The sequence below is a fragment of the Ruminococcus bovis genome (genome assembly GCF_005601135.1).
Classification (GTDB): Bacteria; Bacillota; Clostridia; order Oscillospirales; family Acutalibacteraceae; genus Ruminococcoides; species Ruminococcoides bovis.
On sequence record NZ_CP039381.1, the window covers coordinates 2,154,446 to 2,180,868 of the forward strand.

Annotated in this window: 18 protein-coding genes; 13 read left to right on the top strand and 5 right to left on the bottom strand. The window is 34.4% G+C overall.

Features of this window, described 5'->3' with window-relative positions; all coding sequences use genetic code 11:
• The first annotated feature begins 68 nt into the window (after positions 1–68).
• Complete coding sequence (locus tag E5Z56_RS10170; RefSeq protein ID WP_138157687.1) at positions 69–7,352, top strand: dockerin type I domain-containing protein; 7,284 nt, start codon at positions 69–71, stop codon at positions 7,350–7,352.
• A 93-nt stretch (positions 7,353–7,445) separates the two neighbouring features.
• On the opposite strand, the gene E5Z56_RS10175 is transcribed toward E5Z56_RS10170, so the two are convergent.
• The 4 genes from E5Z56_RS10175 to queA all read right to left on the bottom strand — a co-directional run bounded on the left by E5Z56_RS10175 (position 7,446) and on the right by queA (position 10,543).
• Entirely contained in the window at positions 7,446–7,853 is a 408-nt protein-coding gene (locus E5Z56_RS10175) for a TIGR04086 family membrane protein (protein WP_175405460.1), read from the bottom strand.
• A gap of 57 nt (positions 7,854–7,910) precedes the next feature.
• Entirely contained in the window at positions 7,911–8,309 is a 399-nt protein-coding gene (yajC, locus tag E5Z56_RS10180) for a preprotein translocase subunit YajC (RefSeq protein WP_138157689.1), read from the bottom strand.
• A gap of 69 nt (positions 8,310–8,378) precedes the next feature.
• Positions 8,379–9,509 carry a tRNA guanosine(34) transglycosylase Tgt gene (gene tgt / locus E5Z56_RS10185; RefSeq protein ID WP_138157690.1) on the bottom strand — a complete coding sequence of 377 codons (1,131 nt, stop codon included), beginning with the start codon at positions 9,507–9,509 and terminating at the stop codon, positions 8,379–8,381.
• Positions 9,510–9,517: 8 nt separating this feature from the next.
• Positions 9,518–10,543 carry a tRNA preQ1(34) S-adenosylmethionine ribosyltransferase-isomerase QueA gene (gene queA, locus E5Z56_RS10190; protein ID WP_138157691.1) on the bottom strand — a complete coding sequence of 342 codons (1,026 nt, stop codon included), beginning with the start codon at positions 10,541–10,543 and terminating at the stop codon, positions 9,518–9,520.
• Positions 10,544–10,707: 164 nt separating this feature from the next.
• On the opposite strand from queA, the gene asd reads away from it, so the two are divergent.
• The 12 genes from asd (at position 10,708) to E5Z56_RS10250 (ending at position 25,309) form a co-directional block, all read left to right on the top strand.
• Complete coding sequence (asd, locus tag E5Z56_RS10195; RefSeq protein ID WP_138157692.1) at positions 10,708–11,790, top strand: aspartate-semialdehyde dehydrogenase; 1,083 nt, start codon at positions 10,708–10,710, stop codon at positions 11,788–11,790.
• 21 nt (positions 11,791–11,811) lie between these two features.
• Entirely contained in the window at positions 11,812–12,714 is a 903-nt protein-coding gene (gene dapA, locus E5Z56_RS10200) for a 4-hydroxy-tetrahydrodipicolinate synthase (RefSeq protein WP_022506339.1), read from the top strand.
• A 60-nt stretch (positions 12,715–12,774) separates the two neighbouring features.
• The gene (gene dapB, locus E5Z56_RS10205) at positions 12,775–13,539 is read left to right on the top strand and encodes a 4-hydroxy-tetrahydrodipicolinate reductase (protein ID WP_022506338.1); all 765 of its coding nucleotides are present in this window, start codon (positions 12,775–12,777) and stop codon (positions 13,537–13,539) included.
• 66 nt (positions 13,540–13,605) lie between these two features.
• A complete protein-coding gene (locus E5Z56_RS10210; RefSeq protein WP_175405461.1) occupies positions 13,606–13,821 on the top strand; it encodes a DUF3343 domain-containing protein in 216 nt (71 codons plus the stop codon).
• Positions 13,818–14,951, top strand: a complete 1,134-nt coding sequence (locus E5Z56_RS10215) for an aminotransferase class V-fold PLP-dependent enzyme (protein WP_138157694.1) — start codon at positions 13,818–13,820, stop codon at positions 14,949–14,951. Before E5Z56_RS10210 ends, E5Z56_RS10215 begins: the two co-directional genes overlap by 4 nt.
• A gap of 68 nt (positions 14,952–15,019) precedes the next feature.
• Positions 15,020–15,895, top strand: a complete 876-nt coding sequence (gene cdaA, locus E5Z56_RS10220) for a diadenylate cyclase CdaA (protein WP_138157695.1) — start codon at positions 15,020–15,022, stop codon at positions 15,893–15,895.
• Positions 15,888–17,132 (top strand): CdaR family protein, encoded by a 1,245-nt coding sequence (locus E5Z56_RS10225; protein WP_138157696.1) that lies wholly within the window; start codon positions 15,888–15,890, stop codon positions 17,130–17,132. Before cdaA ends, E5Z56_RS10225 begins: the two co-directional genes overlap by 8 nt.
• Before the next feature lie 400 nt (positions 17,133–17,532).
• A complete protein-coding gene (gene gltB, locus E5Z56_RS10230; RefSeq protein WP_138157697.1) occupies positions 17,533–22,098 on the top strand; it encodes a glutamate synthase large subunit in 4,566 nt (1,521 codons plus the stop codon).
• Between the two features lie 10 nt (positions 22,099–22,108).
• On the top strand, positions 22,109–23,596 hold the full coding sequence (locus E5Z56_RS10235) for a glutamate synthase subunit beta (protein WP_138157698.1): 1,488 nt from the start codon (positions 22,109–22,111) through the stop codon (positions 23,594–23,596).
• 139 nt (positions 23,597–23,735) lie between these two features.
• The gene (locus E5Z56_RS10240; protein WP_138157699.1) at positions 23,736–24,200 is read left to right on the top strand and encodes a hypothetical protein; all 465 of its coding nucleotides are present in this window, start codon (positions 23,736–23,738) and stop codon (positions 24,198–24,200) included.
• 56 nt (positions 24,201–24,256) lie between these two features.
• A complete protein-coding gene (locus E5Z56_RS10245; RefSeq protein WP_138157700.1) occupies positions 24,257–24,700 on the top strand; it encodes a cell wall hydrolase in 444 nt (147 codons plus the stop codon).
• A gap of 12 nt (positions 24,701–24,712) precedes the next feature.
• On the top strand, positions 24,713–25,309 hold the full coding sequence (locus E5Z56_RS10250) for a hypothetical protein (protein ID WP_138157701.1): 597 nt from the start codon (positions 24,713–24,715) through the stop codon (positions 25,307–25,309).
• Here the strand turns inward: E5Z56_RS10250 and hemW are convergent.
• Positions 25,306–26,400 (bottom strand): radical SAM family heme chaperone HemW, encoded by a 1,095-nt coding sequence (gene hemW, locus E5Z56_RS10255; protein WP_138157702.1) that lies wholly within the window; start codon positions 26,398–26,400, stop codon positions 25,306–25,308. The two genes, E5Z56_RS10250 and hemW, sit on opposite strands and share 4 nt — an antisense overlap.
• Between the last annotated feature and the right edge of the window lie 23 nt (positions 26,401–26,423).

Consider the following 26,423-nt stretch of genomic DNA (forward strand, 5'->3'; position numbering starts at 1 on the left):
GTGAACATTGTGTGATACTATTGTATTAGTTATAATACCATAAAATACTATTAAGAAAGGATGGTAATATGAACAAAATAAACAAGTACACAAAGGCAATAATTATTTCAATACTATGTGTATTGATGATTATTTGTTCAATTCCTTTTGGTTATGCTGTAACCCAAAAGAACACAGAGACAATCGGAAATCTTAATCAAGAAAAGTCAACTTATTTCAAAGATAATAATTCTTTGAAAAAGACCTATGAAAACGGCTTGATTATGTTTCCTGAGAAAACTGCAGAACTAAAAATGAATAACTTTTATTCATTTAATATTCTCAGACAAGGTGGTACAAAGGGTAAATCAACAGTAAAAGTTAAGACTATTGACCTTACTGCTGAGTATGGTACAGATTATAGAATTTATACCGATAACCTTACTACAACCGAACCAATAAAGGGTAAGGCTAATCCTTATTATGCAATTTCAAATTATTCTTTTATACCTAAAACAGGTACAGCAGATACTTCTTATGAAAATGCAGATAGTAAGGATGTTGATAACAAAACAAAGAAACTTATTTCTGACTATAACGATACTGTACAGAATAAGTTAATGCCAACTTCATCAACATTTAATGTTACTTTTGAAGATGGCGAAAGTCATAAAACTATTTATATTGAAACTAGAAAAAGTAAGTATGTTCGTGATGACTTACAATTCTATTTCTCACTATGTGATGCAAAAAATTGTGAACTAGGTAACCAAACAACTTCTCTAATTTCAATTAAAGAAGAAAGAGAAAAGCCTGATTCATATATTACAGTAAGTGACACTAAGGTTAACCCTAAGTCAAATACTGCTTATGTAAAGATTAATCGTTCAGGTAATCTGGGAAAAACTATTAACTTTACTGCAAAAACTTCTTCTGCATCTGCAAAAGGTATGGTTGATTATTCTTCAAATGTTATGAACCTTACTTTTACTCCGGGTATGACAGAAATTAAGTTCCCTGTAGATTTGCTTAATGCAAAGAATGACACCTACTTTAATGTTAACCTTGATAATGTATCAAATGCAAAGGTAAAGAAAGATAAAGCTAAGGTACTTCTTTCTACAGGTGCAAAGGTAGATACTACTTCCGTAGGAGATAGTGATACTTACGATACAGGTTTTGGTACATATAAGTACAATAAACTTCGTGATGTAGAATTTGTTGATTTATCAAAGGCAACTTTCCAATACGGTAAAGGTACAAAGTATAAGAATAATGATGCTACATATAGATACAATAGTGCCGGTGGATATTATGCTCTAGGCTATAATAATGGTACTAGTTGGAGATATGCAGCCTTAGATATTGCAACAGATGATATTGACTTTGCCGGTGTTGACAGACTTCAAGTAAAATACAGTCACGATGTTGGTTCTTGTGCATGGGACTATGTTGCAGTTTATACCGATAGTGAGGATAAACTTGCCAGTAGTAACGCTGAATGTGAGTGGATGTCCAAGATCAGATATGGTGACCATTGGAATATGGGTAATGTTTCATCATCTAGAATATCAAGAGGTTTTGATTTTAAAAATTTAAACGCTAAGCAGAAATTATACTTTACAGTTGAGAAAGGTAGTTTCTGGGGTTCTTGTGGAGTTAAATTCTACAACAACGGTTATACTAGTCAGGGTGAATACGACAATACCTATTTACTATTAACAAAATACAATGTAAAAATTTCAAATAATTCTTCTATAGAATTATATAAAGACGGAAAATTACAAAATGTAAAGGACGAAGTTTATAGAGGTGGTATTAAACTTTCTGATCCTATGAACAATAATCAGTCAACAAGTGTTACTATGTATAGAGGAGAATCAGCCGGTTTCTCTTATGCACTAGACAGTAAATATTCAGGTATGTTAAGAATTAAGGGCTACCGTCTTGTAAACACTTCTAACAACACAAGATCTGAAATTATTTCCAATAGCAGTGAAGAATTTGACTTAACACCTGAACTTATCCGTACTTATAGCAGTTATATTTCAAGTGACAATACTATTACTGTTGAACCTGTATTTGAACTTAGAGATGCTACAGTTAAGGTACAAAACAGAAAATTATCATCAGGTATTTCAGTTTCTGTAGATGACAGTAATTGCACAGCTACTGCTTATTATGGTAGCAACAAGATAGGTACTCTTTCTTGGACTAATACAAAGAGAGATAGTCAGTCAGCTGATAAAAACGGTATTATCGGTGATGAAATTACTTTCAACTATACACCTGACCCATTAAGTGAAAATGCTTGGATACCACATATGAAGTATCGTCAAAACGATAATAAAGATATGGTAGAGTCAACTGTAGAAAAGGTTGAAAATTTCTCAAATAACACTTCTTGCAAAATAGGTATAACTAATGCTTATGCTTATTTCTATCCTGAATTTACAGTAGGAAAACAAACTAAGCTGATTGTTAAGAACCCTCAGTATGGTGATTATTTAGGCAAAGGCTCTAAATATGAAATTAAAGGAAAAGACGGTTCAGCTGAATTAACAGGCTATACAAATAACCTAAATCAAAATATCAGTTACCTAAATTCTGCTGAAAATACTATTCTTTCATTTAGTGCAAATCCAAATTCAGGTTATAGAGCAAAATGGACATATAAAAGCAGTACAGACGGTAGTACAAAAACTTATTACGGTTCTGACTTCTTCTATGCAGTACAGTATGCTTATGAGTCCGATGATAACTACATACACCTTGAATTTGAAAAAGTTAATTCCGATGACCAACTGAAAGTCAGTGCATCCGGTTCTGTATTTGTAAAGAATGGTACAATTCTGTTCCCAAGCAGTGATGATGTTTCAAATGACAGTGAGGACTATATTGCTTGTAAAAACAGTACATTGTTTTTTGAAGGTGGTACTGCTTTAACAGACAAAAACTGTAACTTTATTTTTAAGAATGAAGTTGAGTATGATGGTACAAGCAAGAAGAATAGTACTTTCACATTGTACAAAAATGAAGTTCATAGAGTTCTTGTAAAGTACAATGGTCACGATTATATTCGTGATGTATCAGTAGGTAAGGATAATATTACTAACCTTGCTATGGACTTAAAACTTCCATACAAAACATACGGTATAGCACCAACTACTGTTACTGCTTCTGACAGTAAGGGTAATATTTATAATTCTGTTATTACATTGTCAGCTAATGAAAGTTACGATATTAATCTTCATTTTGACAGAACTTATGAAGATAAAGATTTACCTCTAAATACTGTTAGATGTATTATAGAAACTGACGGTAAAGAACAAACAATGGATTATTCAGTTGACTCTACTGATACAAAAGTTAGCTTAACTCTACCATTATGTGAACTTGCAAAACCTGGTTCAAGTATGTATTTCCAATTCCTAAATACATACAAAAATAGTTCTGATACAATAGTTGTAAAGAAAGATTACGGTAGATTTGATACAGGCTATTCATTCCTTGCTTCTTATGATGAAGACGATACAATCTACTTCCCACAACTTGGTGCAGAAAGTGAAGCTACAAAAGGTGATTCAGAACTTGACGAACCAACTGTAGCAAAGGATATTCCTGTACTAGGTTCACTAAGTCCAACATTCTCTGTAAAAGGTTTTACTCCTATCATAAATATCGGTTCAAGTGACCATACATATGACGGTATGCCAATCAATACTATACAAATCGGTATTCAGTTAGATAAGTCAAAAGATATGACAAAGCCTAAAGGTCAAAGAGAATGGTCAACTACAAATATGTCAGAACAGCTAAAAGACGCTCAAGAAACACTTGACGCTTTCAATGAATTATGGGCCGGCAGAAAAGGTGATAAAAAGGATGTAGACAATTTAAAGGATGCTATGGATTTAAAAACTTCCAGTTCAATTTCCTTTACAGTAGCCTTTACAATTCAAATTGATTATTACACAGATAAATATGGTGAAAGACACTTCCTAGATACTTATGCAGTGCTTTCAGGTTCTTTGTCCTACAGAGCCAGTAAGCCATTCTTTATCTATTGTATTCCTTGCTATGTATTCTTTAATGTAGGTGGTACTGCTACAATTACTGCCGGTATGTTACCTAATAAACCACTTGATGGTGACAAAATGGCAACATATCTAACAGATGATGATTTGAAAAATCCTAAGAACTATTTGTGGAGAGGAATTGTTGATATTTCTCCGGAAATAGGTATAGGTGCAGGTGTTGGTGTTGATGGTTTAGTAGGTGTGAACCTAGAGGCTGATGCAAGATTTAATTTCAAAATCGTAGGTGCATTTAGCGAAAGTATCGGAACAGTTAACTTAAGTCTAAATGTAAATGTAGATTTAGCAGTATTCTCAACAAGTAAAACTATTGCTGATACCGATATTACTCTTTATGATACAAGAAATGAAAGTCTTGAAGACCAAGTATCAAGAGCAGCAAATGTTGCTTTGAAGAAGAGCAATGTTCTTAAGAAAACAAAACTAGGCGACCTAGAGCCGTCTTCTGCTTCTATTAATGCAGATACTAAGGCTAAGAAGGCTTTACTAAACAATGAACTGACAGTTCCATCAGAAGATGTTACACAGCCAAATATTATTAAAATCAAAGATGGTGTTTATTTTGTAGCATCACCAATTCAAAGTGAAGAAAATTCTATTACTGAAGTTAAGTATATGATTTACGACACTAATAAGGGTACTACAATTACAGAACCTAAGAGTGTTCTTGATGAGGCTTTAGTAAATAGCAAAAAGACTAATAGTGATGATATAGAAGATATTACAAATGACCAAGATTTAACTGACTTTGATTTAACAACATATGATTGTGGTGATGATATTCTCCTAGCATGGCAAAATGCTGACCTAGACTTTGAAAAATCTAATTATGATGTATTGACAAATTCTAAGATTGTAAGCATTTTCTATAATAAATCAACAGGTAAATTCCACGATTATAATGTATTTGAGTCTGACAAAAACCAGGTTGTATTTAACCCATATGTAGTTGCAAATAAATCTACAGGTGAAGTTCAGCTTTATTACAAAACTGCCGACTTTACAGGTGTAACTGACAAAACTTCTCTTGATGATATTTACAAAATTCCATACGGTTTAAGTGTTACAACAACTAACCTAAAGTCTAATGAAATCACATGGGCAACACCAACTGCTATTGATACCAATGGTAGCAGTGTTGATGGATTCGATGCAGAACCTCAGGGTAATAATATTATGCTTTCATACATTACAAATAATGGCAATTCTACAGGTAAGGGTGAAAGTTTTGATACTGATGCTGATGTCCTTTTAACCGATGCCAACGATAGTGATGTTAATGGTGACAAAAATAAAATGTATATCAGAAATATCACTTCTAAAGATGGTCAGGTTAATGTTGGTGATTCAATATTACTCAATGATAGTGTGTATTCTACAACAAATCCTCAACTTGTAAATGTTCATAATGACAATTATGACAATATGTTGCTATTCTATAAATGTGATGGAACATATGGTTATCTAAATGTAGATACTTTGCTTTCACAGTATGTATATACTGATAAAAGCGGCCAAAAGAAAATTCAAAAAGATGCAATGACACCAACAGAAATTACTGACAGTGATGACAACGACCATATTGTAAGTGATGACTTTAAAGTTTATTATAGCGATAATGGAGAAATGTACGGTTTATGGACAGTAAATGAAGGTACTGAGCAGCAGATTTGGATTAAAGAAATGACAATTGATAGTGTTGACCAAATCACAGAAACAACAAAGTTAGACAGTGATGGCAATGTTGTTCGTGATTCTTCCGGTGAACCTATTAAAGAAAAGCTTGATACACCTGTTAATATTATCAAAAGCGTTTGGGGTACAAAGACCAACCTAACAGAAGGTGGCATCAAGAATTCCGATAACGGTAAGTTCAAGACTAACATTGATGCAGTTGTTTTAGATAATAACAAAATTCTTGTTACTTATGATGCTTACGATTTAGTTTATGAAAAGTACATTGATGCTGATGATAATGATGCCGAAAAAGATGGTGCATTTGAAGAAAATAATAACCTTGTAATCGGTATGTATGATACAAGTGCAAGATTTGAATATCCAACCGGTGAAGATAATGAGGCTGTCAAGTTCTCAGATGAAAACCCTACATCAGGTGAAACAGTTGATGTTTCAGTTTTGGCAAAGAACAGTGGTGTAGATACTGCCCGTGATGTAAAGATGAATCTTTATGTTAATGACAAACTTTATGAGTCAAAGAATATTGATAATTGGATGGCTACTGATGAACAAGAAATGAAAGTTCAGTACCAAGTTCCTGAGAATACAGAAATCAGCAAGATTACTATGTACTCAACTATCACATCAGGAGATAAAGTTCTTGCAACTTCCGAAAAGTATTCATTTAAGGAACAGTCCAAGATAGTATTTACAAATGCAGACATTGACTCTATAAGATATATTACCGATGATAACAAGAACTCACAGTTTGCTCTAAAGGTTGAACTTGTGAATGACGGTAATATTGATTATGAGGGTGGAGACTATGTAAAGTTTGTTGACCAGGATAAATGGGCAAAGGCTTCTGTATTTGAAAAGAATAACAATAGTAACGAAACAGTATATACTTCATTAGGTGAGGCTGTATTACCAAATATTAAAGCCGGTGAGAAAAAGACTATCACTTTCACATCAGATGAAGTGCCTGAAACAATCTTTACAAAACATAATCAAGATGCAGCTAATTTAGGCTTTATGTTAGTATCTTCTAAGGACCATAGCTGGAAAACAGTAGGTACAAAGGATAAATATACTAACCTAGGTGAATTTAGTGTTGGTGCAATTGTAAAACCTGTACCTGATGAAGTAGAAAGTGTTTCTGCTAATGATGTTGAAGTATTTACAGGCAAGACAACATTAGTATCAGCTAATGTATATCCTGAAACTGCTTTAGCATATAGCGACATTACATATACTTCAAGCAACAAAGATATTGCTACTGTTGATGAAAACGGCAATGTAACCGGTGTAAAGTCAGGTACTGCTGAAATTACTATTAAAGCTAATACAAAGACTACTACTGTTAAGGTAACAGTAATTGACCCACCAAAGTATGGTGATGTTAACCTTGACGGTAAAGTTGATGTAACAGATGCTACTTTACTTCAAAAGTACATTACACATAAAGTGTCATTAACTACAACTCAGCTATATGCCGGTGATGTTTCCGGTAATGGTACTGTAAATGTTAAGGATGTTACATTGATTCAGAAGTATCTAAATCATATGATTGATGTTTTCCCATCAGAAAATATGTAAAATTTAATATTAAAATGAGGGTTGTTTATGCAACCCTCATATTTTCTAAAGAAAAAGGCTAGTGATAGATTTAAAAGTATCACTAGCCTATAATTATTTTATTAACTTTTCTTTTTTACTGACTCCAAGAATTCCACCAATAGTACCAAATAGGAAAGATACAATAAATTTTAAGAATGTAAAAACAGTAAAGTTACTGTCAATACTTATCATACCTGCACTAAAGATAATTAAGAAAAATATAAACCCACTGCTAATCCCATTGATATATCCTTTAATAGGAGAAATCTTTGAACATATAAACCCTGTAACAAATGCACATACACCACATATAATAGTGAGAAGAATGTTTAGTACAGTACTGTTCAGTATTCCTGTGTTACTCATAACTATTGCTACAAGACTAAGTAAAACAATAAGTGTTAATTCTCCAACAATTAAACCAATAACTAAACCTTTTATGTACTTAAATTTATTAAATCCTAAAGTAATGCTTTTCAAAAAAACACCCCCAAATATGATACTAAATCATATTCAGGGGAATTGAAAATTATGTAATTATTTTTCAGCAGGACTTTCTTCAGCTTCTTTTTTCTTTCTACCGAAGAAACCTTTCTTTTCTGTCTTGTCAGTCTTTTCAGCTGGCTTGTCCTTGTCTGAGTTAACAGTTGAGATAGCCCAACGCTTAAATACCATCTTTGTCTTTTCAGAACCTGTTTCAAGTACGATTTCATCAGCTTCTTCTCTAATAGCGATAACTCTACCAACGATACCACCGATTGTTGTGATTTCATCACCAATCTGTAGGCTGTTTCTTAGTTCCTGTTCTTGCTTAGACTTCTTTGACTTTGGTCTGATAAGAATAAAGTAGATACCAACGAAGATAAGAGCGTAGATGATGATTAGTGTCCACATGCTACCACCACTTGCTGAGCCGGAAAGTAAGTTTAGATTCATAGTTAAATTCTCCATTTCATATTAATAATTAGATTATAACAACTTTTCATTGCATATTCAAGTACTATTTTAAATGCGTTTTCCTAATATGTCAATATTATTGTTGTAATATGTCTCAAATTCTCCATTATCAAGGGCATTTCTGATTTCTTCCATTAAATTGTTGTAGAAATATAGGTTGTGCATTACTGCAAGTCGCATATAAAGCATTTCCTCAGCTTTCTTAAGATGTCTTAGGTATGCTCTTGAGAAACTCTTGCATACTGGACAATTACATTCTTTGTCAATAGGAGCAAGGTCCTTTTGATATTTTTGGTTGTTAATGTTGATGATACCACTCTTTGTGAATAGGTGACCATGTCTTGCATTTCTACTTGGCATAACACAGTCAAATAAATCAACACCACGCTTAACACTTTCAAGAATATTTACAGGAGTACCAACACCCATTAGGTATCTAATCTTATCCTTAGGCATATATGGTTCAATATCTTCAATAATTCGATACATTTCATCAGCAGTTTCACCAACTGCAAGACCACCGATTGCATAACCGTCAAGGTCAAGTTTAGCAATATCTTTCATATGCTGAATTCTAAGGTCACTGTAAGTAGAACCTTGGTTAATGCCAAATAGCATTTGTTTCTTGTTAATAGTGTCAGGAAGACTGTTAAGTTTGTCCATTTCTTTCTTGCATCTTTCAAGCCATCTGGTAGTACGGCCAATAGAATTCTTTACATAATCATATGGGGCAGGGTTTTCAATACATTCATCAAAAGCCATAGCAATAGTAGAACCTAGGTTTGACTGAATTTGCATTGATTCTTCAGGTCCCATAAATATTTTTCTACCGTCAATATGAGAAGAGAAGTAAACACCTTCTTCTTTAATGTTTCTTAGCTTTGCAAGTGAAAATACCTGAAATCCACCTGAGTCTGTAAGTATAGGACCATCCCACTTAGTAAGACTGTGAATACCACCTAGTTCTTTAATAATCTTATCACCTGTTCTAACATGTAGGTGATAGGTGTTGCACAACATTACTTGGCACTTAATATCCTTTAAATCAAAGGAAGATACACCACCCTTAATAGCACCGGCAGTTGCAACATTCATAAAACAAGGAGTTTGAAAAGTACCGTGTGGTGTTACAAACTCACCTCGTCTTGCAGTTTTTTCATTCTTAATTAATTTAAACATATTTCTCCTTACTCAATAAACATACTGTCACCAAATGAGAAAAATCTGTATTTCTCTTTGACAGCTTCTTTATATATACCCATAACTTCATCATAACCGGCAAAAGCAGAAACTAACATAATAAGTGTGCTTTCAGGTAGATGGAAGTTAGTAATAAGTCCGTCAAGTACCTTAAACTCAAATCCCGGATAAATGAAAATATCTGTCCAACCTTCACAAGGAACAACCTTGCCATGTTCCTTTGCAACACTTTCAAGTGTTCTGCAAGAAGTTGTACCAACTGCAATAACTCTCTTACCATTTTTCTTAGTTTCTTCAATCAGTTTTGCAGTTTCTTCCGGTACTTCATAATGTTCACTGTGCATCTTGTGAGTTGTAACATCATCAACCTTAACAGGTCTAAATGTACCAAGTCCAACATGAAGTGTTACATATCCAATCTTAATGCCCTTTGCCTTAATCTTTTCAAGCAGTTCATCAGTAAAGTGAAGTCCGGCAGTAGGAGCAGCAGCAGAACCAAGTTCGTGACTATATACTGTTTGGTATCTTTCCTTGTCCTTTAGCTTTTCATGAATGTATGGAGGAAGTGGCATTTGACCAATCTTATCAAGTGTTTCGTAGAAGTTACTGTCACACTTAAATTCAACAATTCTGTTGCCATCTTCAAGTACATCAATAACTTTGCCTGTCATAATGCCATCACCAAAAGTAAAACTGTCACCGGTTCTTGCTTTCTTACCGGGCTTTACAAGTGTTTCCCATACTTTGTCCTTAACTTGTTTTAGCAGTAAGAATTCTACATTAGCACCGGTAGGAATTTTTGTACCATAAATTCTAGCAGGTAAAACTCTTGAGTCATTAACAATAAGAGCATCACCTTCATTTAAAAAGTCGATAACATCATAAAAATGTTTGTGAAGAACTTCCTTAGTTTTTCTGTTATAAACCATCATTCTTGAAGAATCTCTTGGTTCAACAGGTGTCTGAGCAATTAGTTCTTCCGGTAAATCATAATAAAAATCACTAGTCTTCATAAAAAATCAACATCATCCTAATCTTTATTTCTCAAAATAATTGACATAATCTTTCTTAAATGATAGAATAAATAAGAAAATAGGTCAATTTGTTTTTCCTAATATATAATATAATAAACTTGAGAAAAACACAACTGATTTTTTAAATTTGGAGGAAGACGAATATGAAAAATTATAAAGTTGGTATCATCGGCGCTACAGGTATGGTAGGTCAGAGATTTGCAACTCTACTTGAAAATCACCCTTGGTTTACTGTTACAGCACTTGCTGCAAGTAAAAGAAGTGCAGGTAAAACATATAAAGAATGTGTAGAATCTCGTTGGGCTATGACAACACCAATTCCAAAGGCTATGGAAGATATGATTATCCTTGACGCAGCTAATGTTGAAGAAGTTGCATCAAAGGTTGACTTTGTATTTTGTGCTGTTGATATGCCAAAAGATCAGATTCGTGAACTAGAAGAAGCTTATGCAAAGGCAGAATGTCCTGTTGTTTCAAATAACTCAGCTCACAGACACACACCTGATGTACCAATGGTTATCCCTGAAATCAATGCTGACCATATTAAGATTATTGATTCTCAGAGAAAGAGACTTGGCACAAAGAAAGGCTTTGTTGCAGTTAAGTCTAACTGTTCTCTACAGTCATATGTACCTGCAGTACACCCACTAAGAGAACTAGGTTGTAACAAGGTTCTTGCTTGTACTTATCAGGCAATTTCAGGTGCAGGTAAAACATTTGAAAGATGGCCTGAAATGGTTGACAACCTAATCCCATATATCGGTGGCGAAGAAGAAAAGTCAGAAAAAGAACCACTAAAGATTTGGGGTCACATTGAAGGCGACCAGATTGTTGATACTGATGATATTGCTATCACATCACAGTGCCTAAGAGTTCCTGTTTCAGATGGTCATACAGCAGCTGTATTTGTTTCATTTGACGGTGAAGTTCCATCAGAAGAAAAGATTATCGAAACATGGGAAAACTATAAGGGTAGAGCTCAGGAACTAGAGCTACCAAGTGCTCCAAAGCAGTTCCTACACTACTTTACAGAACCAGACCAGCCACAGATTAAGACAGCCAGAACTCTAGAACACGGTATGGCTATCTCAATCGGTAGATTAAGACCTGATACTCAGTACGATATGAAGTTTGTATGTATGAGCCATAACACACTAAGAGGTGCTGCAGGTGGTGCAGTTCTTCTAGCTGAACTTCTATGTGCTGAAGGATATATTGAAAACTAAACCTTTTGGAGGTTATATATAATGAGTACACCAATTTTTACAGGTGCAGGTGTTGCCTTAATTACACCTATGAATAGCGACGGTTCAGTTAACTTTGATGAACTTGGAAGACTACTTGAATTCCAGATTGAAAACGGTACTGATGCTATTATCGCTTGTGGTACAACAGGCGAAGCTGCTACACTTTCAGTTGAAGAACACAAGGCTGTTCTTTCATATGTAGCAGAAAAGGTTAACAAGAGAATTCCGGTTATTGCAGGTACAGGTAGTAACGATACTGCTACTGCAATCAGCCTATCAAAGTCAGCACAGAAGTATGGTGCAGACGGTTTGCTTTCTGTAACTCCATACTACAACAAGACTTCACAGGCCGGTTTAGTAAAGCACTTTACAACAATTGCCGATTCTGTTGACCTACCAATCATTCTTTACAATGTTCCATCAAGAACAGGTTGTAATATGCAGCCAAAGACATATGCTGAACTTGAAAAGCACCAGAACATTGTAGGTGTTAAGGAAGCTAACGGTGATATTTCATCAGTTTCTCTAACAAGAAGCCTATGTTCAGATGACTTTGCTATTTATTCAGGTAACGATGACCAGACAGTTCCATTTATGTCTCTAGGTGGTAAGGGTGTTATTTCTGTATTCTCAAACTTCTGCCCTAAGGAAATGCACGAAATTTGTCAGGCTTGTCTTGATAATGATTTCCAGAGAGCAGCAGAAATGAACTTCCATTTTGTTGAACTAATGGATATTATGTTCTCAGATGTTAACCCTATTCCTGTTAAGACTGCTATGAACCTAATCGGTTTCAATGCCGGTGAATGTAGATTACCACTTGTACCAATGAGCTATTCAGGTTATCATGACCTAAAGGATTGCTTAGCTAAGTACAACCTACTTGATAAGTACAAGAAGTAATTAAACTAATGAATTTGGGCGTACATTGTACGCCCATAACTATATTTAAGGGGAATAATAATGACAAAGGTTATTTTAAGTGGTTGCTCAGGTAAGATGGGTCACGCTATTGTAAAGGCAATTGATGAAAGAAACGATTGTGAAATTGCTTGTGGTGTAGACGCTTACGATTGTGGCGACTATGATTTTACAGTATATAAGAGTTTTTCTGAAATTACTGAAAAGTATGATGCAATTATCGACTTTAGTAATCCTGCAGTACTAGATACTATGCTTGACTATGCAGTAACAAATGCAGTTCCTGCAGTTATCTGTACAACAGGTTTTTCTGAAGAACAAATTGCAGAAATTAAGAATGCATCAGAAAAGACTGCTATTTTCTATTCAGGTAATATGTCACTTGGTATCAACCTAATGGTTGAACTTTGCAAAATGGCAACAAAAGTATTTGCTAACCATGGTGATAACTTTGATATTGAAGTTATCGAAAAGCACCATAACCAAAAGTTAGATGCTCCTAGTGGTACTGCACTTATGATTGCTGATGGTATTTCTTCTGTATCTCCAACAGAAAAGCAGTATGTTTATGATAGACATGCTTATAGAAAGAAGAGAGATAAGAACGAAATCGGTATTCACTCAATTCGTGGTGGTACAATTGTCGGTGAACATGAAGTTATTTTTGCCGGTCATGATGAAGTAGTTTCTATTAAACATGAAGCTCATTCTAAGGAAGTTTTTGCTATTGGTTCTATCAATGCAGCCGTATTTATGAAGGATAAAAAGTCCGGTATGTATGATATGTCAGATTTACTTGCTGAATAATCTAATAAACACATATAAATTCTCACCCCATAGTATATTAATGTGATGTACTATGGGGTGATTTTATTGAAAAAATATATATTATTAAATTCTGTGTCAAGTGCCTTAAAGTCTAAGGAAATACTTGACAAACACAATATAAAATGTTCTGTTGAAAGAACACCAAAGAACAATATTGCTCGTTCTTGTGGATACAGTTTACTGGTGCTTGGTGATGTTGATAAAGCAAAGGATATTCTCCTAAAAAATAAAATTTCAGTTTTAGGTATTGTAAATAGGTGATTTATCTTGATAATGGTGCAACTTCTTTTCCTAAGCCACTGTCAGTACGGCAAAATGTAGATATATCATTAAAGAAGTTTAGTGCTAATCCCGGAAGAAGTGGTCACTCACTTTCTCTGAGAGCTGCTAAAGAAATTTATGAATGTAGAAAAAGATTAAAGGAACTTTTCAATGCAAATAGTGAGGAAGAAATTATCTTTACAGAGAATTGTACAATGGCACTAAATACAGTAATTTTTGGTTTACTAAATGAAGGTGACCATGTTCTAATATCTTCAATGGAGCATAATTCTATTACAAGACCTTTGGAATCATTAAAAGATAAAGGTGTAACTTATTCAACCTTTGATTATTCCTACGACGATAATGAAACAGTAGATAATGTGCGACACCTAATAAAACCTGAAACAAAATTAGTTATCTGTACTCATGCATCAAATGTTTTTGGTTTTAGGTTTCCTATTGAAAGAATATGTGCATTGTGTCATGCTTACGGAATTCTCTTTTGTGTAGATTCAGCACAGTCTGCCGGTGTATTTGATATAGATGTTGGCACAAATCAATATGATTTTGTCTGTATGTCAGGTCACAAAAGCCTTTATGGTCCAATGGGTACAGGTGTTCTAATCCTGAATAATCGCAATTTAAAACCATTATTATATGGTGGTACAGGTACTGAATCTGTTAAGAAATCTCAGCCTGAAGGACTACCTGAAAAGTTTGAAAGTGGCACACAAAATATGAACGGTATTTCAGGACTAAAGGCAGGAGTTGACTTTGTAAAAAATAGAGGTATCAAAAATATTTATAACCACGAATATAAACTTGCAAAACACCTATTTAATGGACTAGCGAATAACAGAAAGGTTATAACCTATAATAAGTCCTTTGATTATGGCAAAGTAGCACCGGTAGTTTCTTTTAATATAGATGGAGTTTATTCTGAGGACCTTGTAGCAAAATTAAATAAATACGGAATAATGACTAGGGGAGGACTTCATTGTTCACCACTTGCTCATACAACAATGAATACTATAGAAAATGGTACAGTAAGAGTAGTTCCTGGAGCATTTAATACAATAAATGACATAAATTACCTACTAAATGTTATAAGAAAATTAACAATTTAAAATTTTCTTGAACTAGTATTATTTTTATGCTAAAATATATGTAAGTAAAAATAAAAGGAGTGGTAACAATGAATATAGGTGCATTGTTCGATAGTATTTTAACAGTGCTAAAAACATTCAGATTTGTTGATGTTATTGATATTGTTGTTATTGCCTTTATTGTATATAGTCTATTTAAACTTGTTCGAGATACCAGAGCAGAACAACTTGTAAAAGGTATAGTAATCTTAATGATTGCCTACCTGGTTGCGTCAATATTTAATATGTTGATGATGAAGAACTTGCTGAAAACATTGTTTGAATTTGGTGTTGTTTTGTTGGCAATTATTTTCCAACCGGAAATACGAAATGCTTTGGAACAGTTAGGTCGTAAAAATATAAAGAGCTTTTCCTTTATGAATAGGGTAAACCGAACTGATGAATGGATAGAAAAAGAGAAAAAGGCAATTTTAGATGTAGCAGAAACTGCTGAGGTATTTAGCAGACAAAAAACAGGTGCTTTGATAGTATTTGAAAGAGAAACCAAACTTTCGGATATTGCAGCAACCGGTGTAGAGATTAACGCAGATACTTCAACTGCTATTTTAGGTAACTTGTTCTTTAACAAAGCACCACTTCATGACGGTGCAGTAATTATCAGTAACGGACTTGTTAAGTCAGCAGGTTGTATTTTGCCTTTAACTTCAAGAAACGAAGATGTAGATATGAACTTAGGTACAAGACATAGAGCTTCCCTAGGTATTTCTGAAGTTTCAGATGCAGTTATTGTTGTTGTATCTGAAGAAACAGGTACAATTTCTGTTGCACAAAATGGAGAATTAACTTCTAATTACAACAAAACATCTTTGATTAAAAAACTGGAAGAAGAACTTATCCCTACACAAGAGAAAAAGAATTTTCTAAGTAAATTCTCCTCTAGAAAGGAGAACAAGAAAGATGAATAAAGGTATTTTGTCTAGAATTTTTTCCAACAAACTTTTTCTAATAATACTGTCTGTTGTTATTTCTCTTACAATTTGGATTAGTATTAATATGGGTGACTTTGCAGAAACAAGCTATTCAGTTTCTAATATTCCTATTACAATTGATTTGCCCGATACTGCAAGTAGCCAAGGACTAAAGGTATTTAACAATGATGAACTTAAGGGTACTGTAACAGTTTCAGGCAACCGTTCAATTATCGGTAATCTTACTTCTGATGATATTGAGATTGTACCGGAACAAACCGATAACCTTACTTCTGCCGGTTCATATACCTTGTCACTTGTAGCCAAGAAAAAGTCAAGTTCACTAAACTATACTATTGAGTCAGTTTCTCCTAGTACAGTTTATATTAAACTTGACAGAAACAGAAATGTAACTAAGAAAATCGAACAGAATATTAGTTATACCATTCCTAAGGATTACTATGGTACTGTCCTTCTTGATAACGAGTCTGTTACTATTTCAGGACCTGAAACTGAAATTAAGAAAATTGATAAAGTTGTAGTTGAAGGCAATGTTAAGGAAGAACTTAAGAGTTCCGTAACTAATGAATATGATGTTAAGTTACTTGATTCTTTCGGTGAAGAAATCAAAACCAATGATACACTTACAATTTCACCATCAAAGGTAAAAGCTACAGTAAGTGTACTACAGAAGAAAGATGTTAATGTTGAACTAAGTACTGTAAATGGACCTAGTGGAATTGATTTAACTAAGTATTGCAAGATTGAACCTAATTCAATATCCTTAGGTGCTGACTCAAGTAATATTGAAAATATTACTAAGGTAAATATTGAGCCTATTGACTTCTCAACTTTACGGAATAAAGATTATAAGATTAATAAAAATCTTGATATTCCTAATAAGTGTGTTGATATTAATTCAGTTAATTCTGTTGTTGTTAATATGGACTTGTCCTCAATGGAAAAGAAAACTATTACATTAACTGATTTTGATATTAAGGGGCTTGATAAAAAGTATTCTGCAAATGTTACTACTCAGTCTGTAGAAGTAACTCTGTATGGTACAAAGAGTGCCTTGAAAAATATTGATGAGAATGATATTGATGCAGTAATTGATTTTACAGGTACTGAAGTATCAGCAGGTTCAAGGACCATGCCTTTAAGTCTAACTCTGAAAGATAAAGACGGTTGTTGGATTTATGGTTCTTATGAAGTAGTAGTTGAAATAAGTTAAATTATAACTGACCTTGTTAATTCAAGGTCAGTTTTCTTTAAAAATATTACAAATTATTTCTACAATATTAATCAAAATAATATTATTTTTCTAACAATATGTAGAAACTGCCCTAAGAATACATATTAATTTAATAGGTCTTGTATGACTAAAATATAATTGCAAGAATGAATAAGAAACTTGCAAATATTTCGAATTAGTTTCAAAAAACATACTAAAAACAGAGAAAATTGCAACAAAAATATAAATAATTGCAATTTTCCTTGACATATGTCCTTTATTGTGTTAAAGTTATTTATGCAATAAATCTTAAAAATTGTTGTAGAGTTCACCCCTATAACTATATGTAGGGTTAGTGTTCAATATAAAGAAACTAATAAAAAGGAAGTAGGTGCTTCTGATGGATAACTTCAGAAATCAGGAACCATTTGCAAAACAGGGTTTGTATGATCCTCGTTTTGAGCATGACAACTGTGGTATCGGTGCAGTAGTCAACATCAACGGCATTAAATCAAGAAAAGTTGTTGACAATGCTTTAAGTATTGTAGAAACACTTGAACATAGAGCCGGTAAAGATGCCGAAGGCAAAACCGGTGATGGTGTTGGTATTCTTCTACAGATTTGTCACGAATTTTTCAAAGATGCTACTGCTGACCTAGGTTTTGATATTGGTGAGGAAAGAGATTACGGTATTGGTATGTTCTTCTTCCCACAGAATAAGCTAAAAAGACTTCAAGCTATGAAGCTTTTTGAAATTATTATTAAGAAAGAAAATCTAGAGTTCTTAGGTTGGAGAGAAGTTCCTACTGATCCATCAGTAATCGGTCAAAAGGCATTAGACAGTATGCCTTACATTATGCAGGGTTTTGTTAAGAGACCTTCTAATGTAGAACAGGGATTACCTTTCGATAGAAAGTTATATATTGCAAGACGAGTATTTGAACAGAGTAACGAAGATACTTATGTTGTTTCTCTTTCAAGCCGTACAATCGTTTATAAAGGTATGTTCCTTGTTAAAGAACTAAGAAAGTTCTTCTATGACCTACAGAGTGATAAATTTGTTTCTGCTATTGCTACAGTACATAGTAGATTCAGTACAAATACAAATCCTTCATGGCAAAAGGCTCACCCAAACAGAATTATTGTTCATAATGGTGAAATCAATACAATCACAGGTAACGCAGATAGAATGTTAGCTCGTGAAGAATCTATTTCATCAGAAGTTTTTGGTGATGATTTGTCAAAGGTATTCCCAATTGTTGATCCTAACGGTTCTGACTCAGCCAGACTTGATAATACTCTAGAATTTATGATGATGGCAGGTATGCCACTTCCTCTGGCTGTTATGATTACAATTCCTGAACCTTGGAGAAACAACCGTACAATGTCTCTAGAAAAGAGAGACTTCTATCAGTATTATGCAACAATGATGGAACCATGGGATGGTCCGGCATCAATCATCTTCTCAGATGGTGACATGATGGGTGCAGTTCTTGACAGAAACGGTTTAAGACCATCAAGATACTATATTACAAAAGACGGTTTCCTAGTTCTTTCTTCAGAAGTTGGTTGTATTGACATTCCGGCTGAAGATGTTGTAGTAAAAGAAAGACTTCGCCCAGGTAAAATGCTACTTGTTGATACAGTCAAGGGTAAGCTAATTGATGACGAAGATATTAAGGAATATTATTCAACAAGACAGCCATACGGTGAATGGTTAGACCAAAATCTACTTCACCTAGCTGACTTAAAGATTCCTAATAAGGGTATAGAAAAGTATGACAAAGAGTCACTTGTAAGACATCAAAAGGCTTTTGGTTATACATACGAACAGATTAGAACAAGTATCCTACCAATGGCTAAAAATGGTACAGAACCAATTGCAGCTATGGGTGCAGATACTGCAATTCCTCCTTTATCACAAAAGGATGGTCCTTTGTTTAACTACTTTAAGCAGTTGTTTGCACAGGTAACAAACCCTCCATTTGACTCAATTCGTGAGGAGATTGTTACTGATACAAGTGTTCATCTAGGCAGTAACGGTAACATCCTAGAAGAAAAACCTGAGAACTGTCATATTCTAAAGATTGAAGACCCAATCCTAACAAATACTGACTTACTAAAGATTAAGAACATTGATGCTCCCGGTCTAAAGTCAGCAGTTATTCCAATCACTTATTATAAGAGTACAAACCTAGCTAAGGCTATTGAACATCTGTTCCTATTAGCTGATAAGGCATATAAAGACGGTGCAAATATTATCATTCTATCAGATAGAGGTGTTGATGAATACCATGTAGCTATTCCTTCACTTCTAGCTGTATCAGCAATGCAACAGCACCTAGTTAGAACAAAGAAGAGAACATCAATCTCTGTTGTTCTTGAAAGTGCAGAACCTTGTGAAGTTCATCACTTTGCAACACTACTTGGTTACGGTGCAAGTGCAATTAACCCTTATCTAGCACAAGAAACAATCCGTGACCTAGTAGATTCAGGTTCACTTGATAAAGATTATTACGCAGCAGTTAACGATTATAACGATGCTATCCTACATGGCATCGTTAAGATTGCATCAAAAATGGGTATTTCAACAATTCAGTCATACCTAGGTTCTAAGATTTTTGAAGCAATCGGTATTTCTAAGGAAGTAATTGATAAGTATTTTACAAATACTGTTTCAAGAGTTGGTGGTATTACACTACAGGATATTAGTAAGCGTTCCGAAAGACTTCATGCATCAGCATTTGACCCACTAGACCTAAATATTCAGCTTGAAGTTGAAAGTGCCGGTAGTCATAAGCTAAGAAGTGGTAAGGAAGAACACCTATATAATCCTGAAACAATTCACCTTCTACAGGAAGCTACTTGGACAGACAATTATGATTTGTTCAAGAAATATTCAGAAGCTATCAACAGAGAAGATACAAATATGAACCTAAGAAGTCTTCTTGACTTTAACTTCCCTGAAGATGGTGGTATTCCAATTGATGAAGTTGAAAGTGTTGAAAGCATTTGCCATAGATTCAAGACAGGTGCTATGTCATACGGTTCAATTTCTAAGGAAGCTCATGAAACAATGGCAATTGCTATGAACCAAATCGGTGGTAAGTCAAATTCCGGTGAAGGTGGCGAAGATACTGACCGTCTAACAATCGGTAAAGATGGTCTTAACCGTTGTTCAGCAATTAAACAGGTTGCTTCCGGTAGATTTGGTGTTACATCAGAATATCTAGTAAGTGCAAAAGAAATTCAGATTAAAATGGCTCAGGGCGCAAAACCGGGTGAAGGTGGTCATCTTCCAGGTAAGAAGGTTTATCCTTGGATTGCAAAGACTCGTCATTCAACTCCCGGTGTTAGCCTAATTTCACCTCCACCACATCACGATATTTATTCAATCGAAGACTTAGCACAGCTAATCTATGACTGTAAGAATGCTAATAAAGATGCCAGAATTTCAGTTAAGCTTGTATCAGAAGCAGGTGTAGGTACAGTTGCAGCCGGTGTTGCAAAGGCAGGTGCAGGTGTTATCCTAATTTCAGGTTTTGATGGTGGTACAGGTGCTGCTCCTAGAAACTCAATTTATAATGCAGGTTTACCATGGGAACTTGGTCTTGCAGAAACTCATCAAACACTAATTATGAACGGACTTCGTTCTAAGGTTGTTATTGAAACAGATGGTAAGCTAATGACAGGTAGAGATGTTCTTGTAGCTGCTTTACTTGGTGCAGAAGAATATGGTTTTGCAACTGCTCCTCTGGTAACAATGGGTTGTGTAATGATGAGAGTATGTAACCTAGACACTTGTCCTGTAGGTATTGCAACTCAGAACCCTGAACTTCGTAAGAGATTTAAGGGTAAGCCTGAATATGTAGTTAACTTTATGCACTTTATTGCTCAAGAGTTAAGAGAATATATGGCTAAACTTGGTATCCGTACAGTTGATGAACTAATCGGTAGAACAGACCTACTAAAGGTTAAAGAAACTGAAGAGGGTAGCAAAGCTTCAAGAATTGACTTAAGCCAGATTATCAACAATCCATTTGTTAATTCTGATGAACCTCAGAGATTTAACCCAGCTGACGTTTATAACTTTGAACTTGAAAAGACTATTGATGAAAAGGTTATTCTAAAGCAGTTAGAACCTGCATTTAAGAACAAAAAGAAGAAACATTCAATCGAAATTGATGTTACAAATACAGACCGTTCTGTTGGTACAATATTCGGTTCAGAAATCACAAAGCACTTTGGTGATAATACACTTGAAGATGATACATTTAAGGTTAAGTGTAACGGTGCCGGTGGTCAGAGCTTTGGTGCATTTATTCCAAAGGGTCTAACACTTGAACTTGTAGGCGACAGTAACGACTACTTCGGTAAAGGCCTATCAGGTGGTAAACTTGTAGTTTATCCTCCAAAGGGTAGTACATTTAAGAGAGATGAAAACATTATCATCGGTAATGTTGCTCTATATGGTGCTACAAGTGGTAAAGCATTTATCAGTGGTGTAGCAGGTGAGCGTTTCTGTGTAAGAAACTCAGGTGCTATTGCAGTTGTTGAAGGTGTAGGCGACCATGGTTGTGAATATATGACAGGTGGTAGAGTTGCTATCCTAGGTAAAACAGGTAAAAACTTTGCAGCCGGTATGAGTGGTGGTATCGCTTATGTACTTGATGAAGACTCAGACCTATATATGAGAATGAACAAGGAGCTTGTTTCTGTTAGTGTTGTATCAGAAAAAGCCGATATTCTTGAACTAAAGAATATGATTGAAGAACATGTTAAGGCAACAGACTCTCCAAAGGGTAAGGAAATCCTTGATAACTTTGATGAATATGTTCCTAAGTTTAAGAAGATTTTACCAAACGATTACGCAAAGATGATGCAGACAATGTATGCTATGGAAGAAAAGGGTATGACACCTGAACAGGCAAAGATTGAAGCATTCTATATTAATACAAGAAAGTGAGGCGTTGAAAATGGGTAAGCCAACTGGTTTTTTAGAATTTGAAAGAAAAAGCAATGTAGGCACATCGCCTCTTGAAAGAATTAAGAATTATAAAGAGTTCCACACACCATTGCCTGAAAGCGAAAGAAGACAACAGGCATCAAGATGTATGGATTGTGGTGTTCCTTTCTGTCAAAACGGTAAGCCTATTATGGGTATGGTATCAGGTTGTCCTTTGAACAACCTTGTACCTGAATGGAACGATTTATTATACACTAACGAATATGAGGCAGCAGCACATAGACTGCTTATGACAAATAACTTCCCTGAATTTACTTCAAGAGTTTGTCCTGCTCTATGTGAAGCAGCTTGTACTTGTGGACTTAACGGTAATCCTGTTTCTGTTAAGGAAAATGAAAACTTTATCATTGAGTTTGCTTATAACTCAGGTCTTATGCAGCCTAACCCTCCAAAGGTTAGAACCGATAAGAATATTGCAATTATCGGTTCAGGTCCATCCGGTTTAGCTTGTGCCGACCAACTTAACAAGAGAGGCCACAATGTTACTGTATTTGAAAAGGATGACCGTATCGGTGGACTACTAATGTATGGTATCCCAAATATGAAACTTGAAAAGCAGTTCATTGACAGAAGAGTAAACTTAATGAAAGAAGAAGGCGTTAAGTTTGAAACAAATGCTAATATTGGTGAAGATGTAAAGGCTAGTAAGCTACTTAATAAGTTTGATGCAATAGTACTTTGTTGTGGTGCAGGTAATCCAAGAGATATTAAAGCAGAGGGCAGAGATGCCAACGGCATTTACTTTGCAGTAGATTTCCTAAAAGCAACAACAAAGAGCCTTCTTGACTCTAACCTACAGGATGGTAACTATGTTTCTGCTAAAGACAAAAATGTAGTTATTATCGGTGGTGGTGATACAGGTAATGACTGTGTTGGTACATCAATCCGTCAAGGTTGTAAGTCAGTAGTTCAGCTTGAAATGATGCCAAAATTACCTGACTCAAGAGCAGAGAACAACCCATGGCCTGAATGGCCAAGAGTCTGCAAAACAGACTACGGTCAGGAAGAAGCTATTGCAGTATTCGGTCATGACCCAAGAATTTATCAGACAACTGTTAAAGAATTTGTCAAAGATGAAAACGGCAACCTAAAGGGTGTCAAGACAGTTATGGTTCAGTTCGTTACTGATAAGGAAACAGGCAGAAGAGTTATGCAAGAAGTAGAGGGTAGCGAAAAGTACCTAGATGCTGAACTTGTACTAATTGCAGCAGGTTTCTTAGGTCCAAAGAAGTATATTGCAGATGCTTTTGGTGTAGAAACTAACCAGAGAAGTAATGTTGCTACAGAGCAAGGTAAGTACTCTACAAATGTAGAAAAGGTATTTACTGCCGGTGATATGCACAGAGGTCAGTCACTTGTTGTATGGGCTATTCGTGAGGGTAGAGATGCAGCAGCTGAAGTTGATGAGTATTTAATGGGTTATACAGCCTTAAAATAAATATAAATATTGCTAGGAAGCAAGGTGTTTATGCACCTTGCTTTTTTCTTTATATAAAAGAAAAGTCCCATATTTGGGACAGTAAATGTGTTATAATGTAACTGTAAGAAGATATTACCTTTATGAAAGGAGTATTTCTATGAGTAACAATGATTTTAACAATGATTTCAATAACGACTTTATGAATTACCAAATTTGTAATTCTGATATTCATTCACCAACAGGTAAGTATAAGAAAAAGCATTTTGATTCATCGGGTAGCATAATTCTCCTAATTATCGGCATAATCCTTGTAGTGGCTTTAATAGCCGGTTATGAAAATTCTGTTAATGAAAGAAAAGCAAGGGATAAAGAGCATTCACAGTTTTATAAATCTCATACTATTCCAACTACCACCACAACATATGATGATTATACAGTAAACGAAAATTACAATTCATACAACAGTAATTATTCTTATAACAGAAAAAATTCAAATTCATACAGTGATGATGAATATAATGTAAAAAGTTATAGCGACTCAGATGATTTTTACGAAGACCATTATGACGACTTTGATGATTTTGAAGATGCTGACGATTACTATGAAGACCATATAGATTAATTTTGTGTCAAAATAAAAACCTCACCATAATATATAACGATTGGTGAGGTGATAGTATGGCTTTAGACACTAGAGAACTATTTGCTCGTATATTAAAGTGTGAAGCAGAATCCGAAGGGGAAGATGGTATGAAAGCCATAGCAACCCTAATTATGAACAGAGCAACAGTTCCTTATGGAGAATTTGCAAGAATAAATGACGGTGGCAATGTTCGTAATATATTAACTCAATACCGACAATTCACCTGTTACCACGATTATATAGGTGGTGCTTATAATCCTCAGAATGTTTATAATATGACCCCAGACCCTATACAATATGAAATTGCAGATTGGGCTTTAGCCGGTGGAAGACTTCCAACAGTAGGTAACAGCCTTTTCTACTTTAACCCATATAGTGATACTTGTCCAACATATTTTCCCAGTAAGGTAGGCATATTATATACACGAATAGGGGAGCATTGCTTTTATGCACCAACTAACGCATATGCTGATACTTAATAGGAGGATTATATGGTTAATAGAAATATGATAGATTTAGGACAAATTTATGGTTTGACAGGTAATAACCCAAATAGATATATGTATGCTAATACATCAGATATTGTAAATATACCTTCACTAGAGGATATTGCAAATACACACCAAATGAATAGAAATCAAAGTATGACTACCGGTGTAAATGATGGAAATATTGTACCAAGTAGCAGTATTCAAACTGTAGCAACTCCAATGTCAGATTTAGATGAACTTAATTCAGGTAACAGAAATTCAAGTGAAACTGCAACAGGTACATCAGTTCCAATTTCATCCCCAATGAGAGTAAATTTAACTACAGAAGAAAGTGCTCAACCAATAGAAGAATACAACCAACCATTTCAGCCTTTCTTAGTAGATGCTCAGAATATTCAGTACCTAAATAGCTTTGCAAGAACCCAAATCGGCAGAATGGTTCAAGTTAATTTTATGATGGGTACAAATACAGTTCAGTCATTAGAGGGTACACTTTTAGGTGTAGGTGCAAACTTCCTTTTAATCAATGAACGAGGAACAAGAAATGTAACTGCTTGTGATTTCTATAATGTAAAGTACATTAGATTTTTCTACTAAATTAACTCACATATTATAGCATTAGATACAAGGTATCCCTTACGATTTAGGGATACCTTTTCTTTATCCACATTCACTAGTCCTGCTTTTTCAAGTATTTTAGCTTTCTTAATAATTTCTTCCGGAAATTTTTTATTATACTTTTCTTCATATTCCTTAAAAATTAAACCTCTTTTAAGTCGTAAATTTAGCATAATAAATTCTTCCTCAGTACCACCAATACAATCAAAATTAGTTTTGTCATTATAAAATTCTTCAAAACTTCTGTTGTAGTAAAATCTTTCACCATTATAAAATGAATGAGCCGATGGACCAATGCCAATATATTCTTCACATCTCCAGTATTTTGTGTTGTGCTTACTTTCAAAGCCCTCTAAAGAATAATTAGAAATTTCGTATTGATTATATCCAATACTTTCAAGGTATTCGCTAACATACATATATATTTCAGCCTGTTCATCATCACTAGGCATATTTAAACTGTCCTTAATTGTATAGAACTTTGTACCTTCTTCAATCTTTAGAATATAAGCAGAAATATGCTTAACATTAAGTGACTTACAAAAATCCACAGAATATTTTAGTGACTCTTTAGTCTGAGTAGGTACACCGATAATAAGGTCAAGTGAAATATTATCAATACCTGACTTTTTAGCCAGATTAACAGTGTTGATTACATCTTCTTGACTATGAGTTCTTCCAAGTAACTTCATTTCATTTTCTACAGCAGATTGCATACCGATTGATAATCTGTTTAACCCACATTCTTTAAGTACAGTAAAGTCGATTAATTCTTTGCTGGTAGGGTTCATTTCCATAGTGATTTCAGCATTTTCATCAACAGTAAATTTATTATTAATTGCATTTAGTATTTTAGCAATTCTTTCAGTACCCAAGGTGCTGGGTGTACCACCACCGAAATAAACAGTATCCAGCACAATATTGTCATTACAGTACTTATCAAATCTTTCAATTACTTTATCTACATACCTATTCATTTCTTCATCATTCATCTTAATGCTGAAAAAGTCACAGTAAGGACATTTACTTTTGCAAAAAGGAATGTGAATATATAATCCGATTTTCTTCATAATTACCTCAAAAACATTGACTA

Bases quoted from the DNA above. Each gene is read 5' to 3' on its own strand.
- E5Z56_RS10170 (WP_138157687.1), top strand. From the start codon at position 69: ATGAACAAAATAAACAAGTACACAAAGGCAATAATTATTTCAATACTA.
- yajC (WP_138157689.1), bottom strand. From the start codon at position 8,309: ATGAATCTAAACTTACTTTCCGGCTCAGCAAGTGGTGGTAGCATGTGG.
- tgt (WP_138157690.1), bottom strand. From the start codon at position 9,509: ATGTTTAAATTAATTAAGAATGAAAAAACTGCAAGACGAGGTGAGTTT.
- queA (WP_138157691.1), bottom strand. From the start codon at position 10,543: ATGAAGACTAGTGATTTTTATTATGATTTACCGGAAGAACTAATTGCT.
- asd (WP_138157692.1), top strand. From the start codon at position 10,708: ATGAAAAATTATAAAGTTGGTATCATCGGCGCTACAGGTATGGTAGGT.
- dapA (WP_022506339.1), top strand. From the start codon at position 11,812: ATGAGTACACCAATTTTTACAGGTGCAGGTGTTGCCTTAATTACACCT.
- dapB (WP_022506338.1), top strand. From the start codon at position 12,775: ATGACAAAGGTTATTTTAAGTGGTTGCTCAGGTAAGATGGGTCACGCT.
- cdaA (WP_138157695.1), top strand. From the start codon at position 15,020: ATGAATATAGGTGCATTGTTCGATAGTATTTTAACAGTGCTAAAAACA.
- E5Z56_RS10225 (WP_138157696.1), top strand. From the start codon at position 15,888: ATGAATAAAGGTATTTTGTCTAGAATTTTTTCCAACAAACTTTTTCTA.
- gltB (WP_138157697.1), top strand. From the start codon at position 17,533: ATGGATAACTTCAGAAATCAGGAACCATTTGCAAAACAGGGTTTGTAT.
- E5Z56_RS10235 (WP_138157698.1), top strand. From the start codon at position 22,109: ATGGGTAAGCCAACTGGTTTTTTAGAATTTGAAAGAAAAAGCAATGTA.
- E5Z56_RS10240 (WP_138157699.1), top strand. From the start codon at position 23,736: ATGAGTAACAATGATTTTAACAATGATTTCAATAACGACTTTATGAAT.
- E5Z56_RS10245 (WP_138157700.1), top strand. From the start codon at position 24,257: ATGGCTTTAGACACTAGAGAACTATTTGCTCGTATATTAAAGTGTGAA.
- E5Z56_RS10250 (WP_138157701.1), top strand. From the start codon at position 24,713: ATGGTTAATAGAAATATGATAGATTTAGGACAAATTTATGGTTTGACA.
- hemW (WP_138157702.1), bottom strand. From the start codon at position 26,400: ATGAAGAAAATCGGATTATATATTCACATTCCTTTTTGCAAAAGTAAA.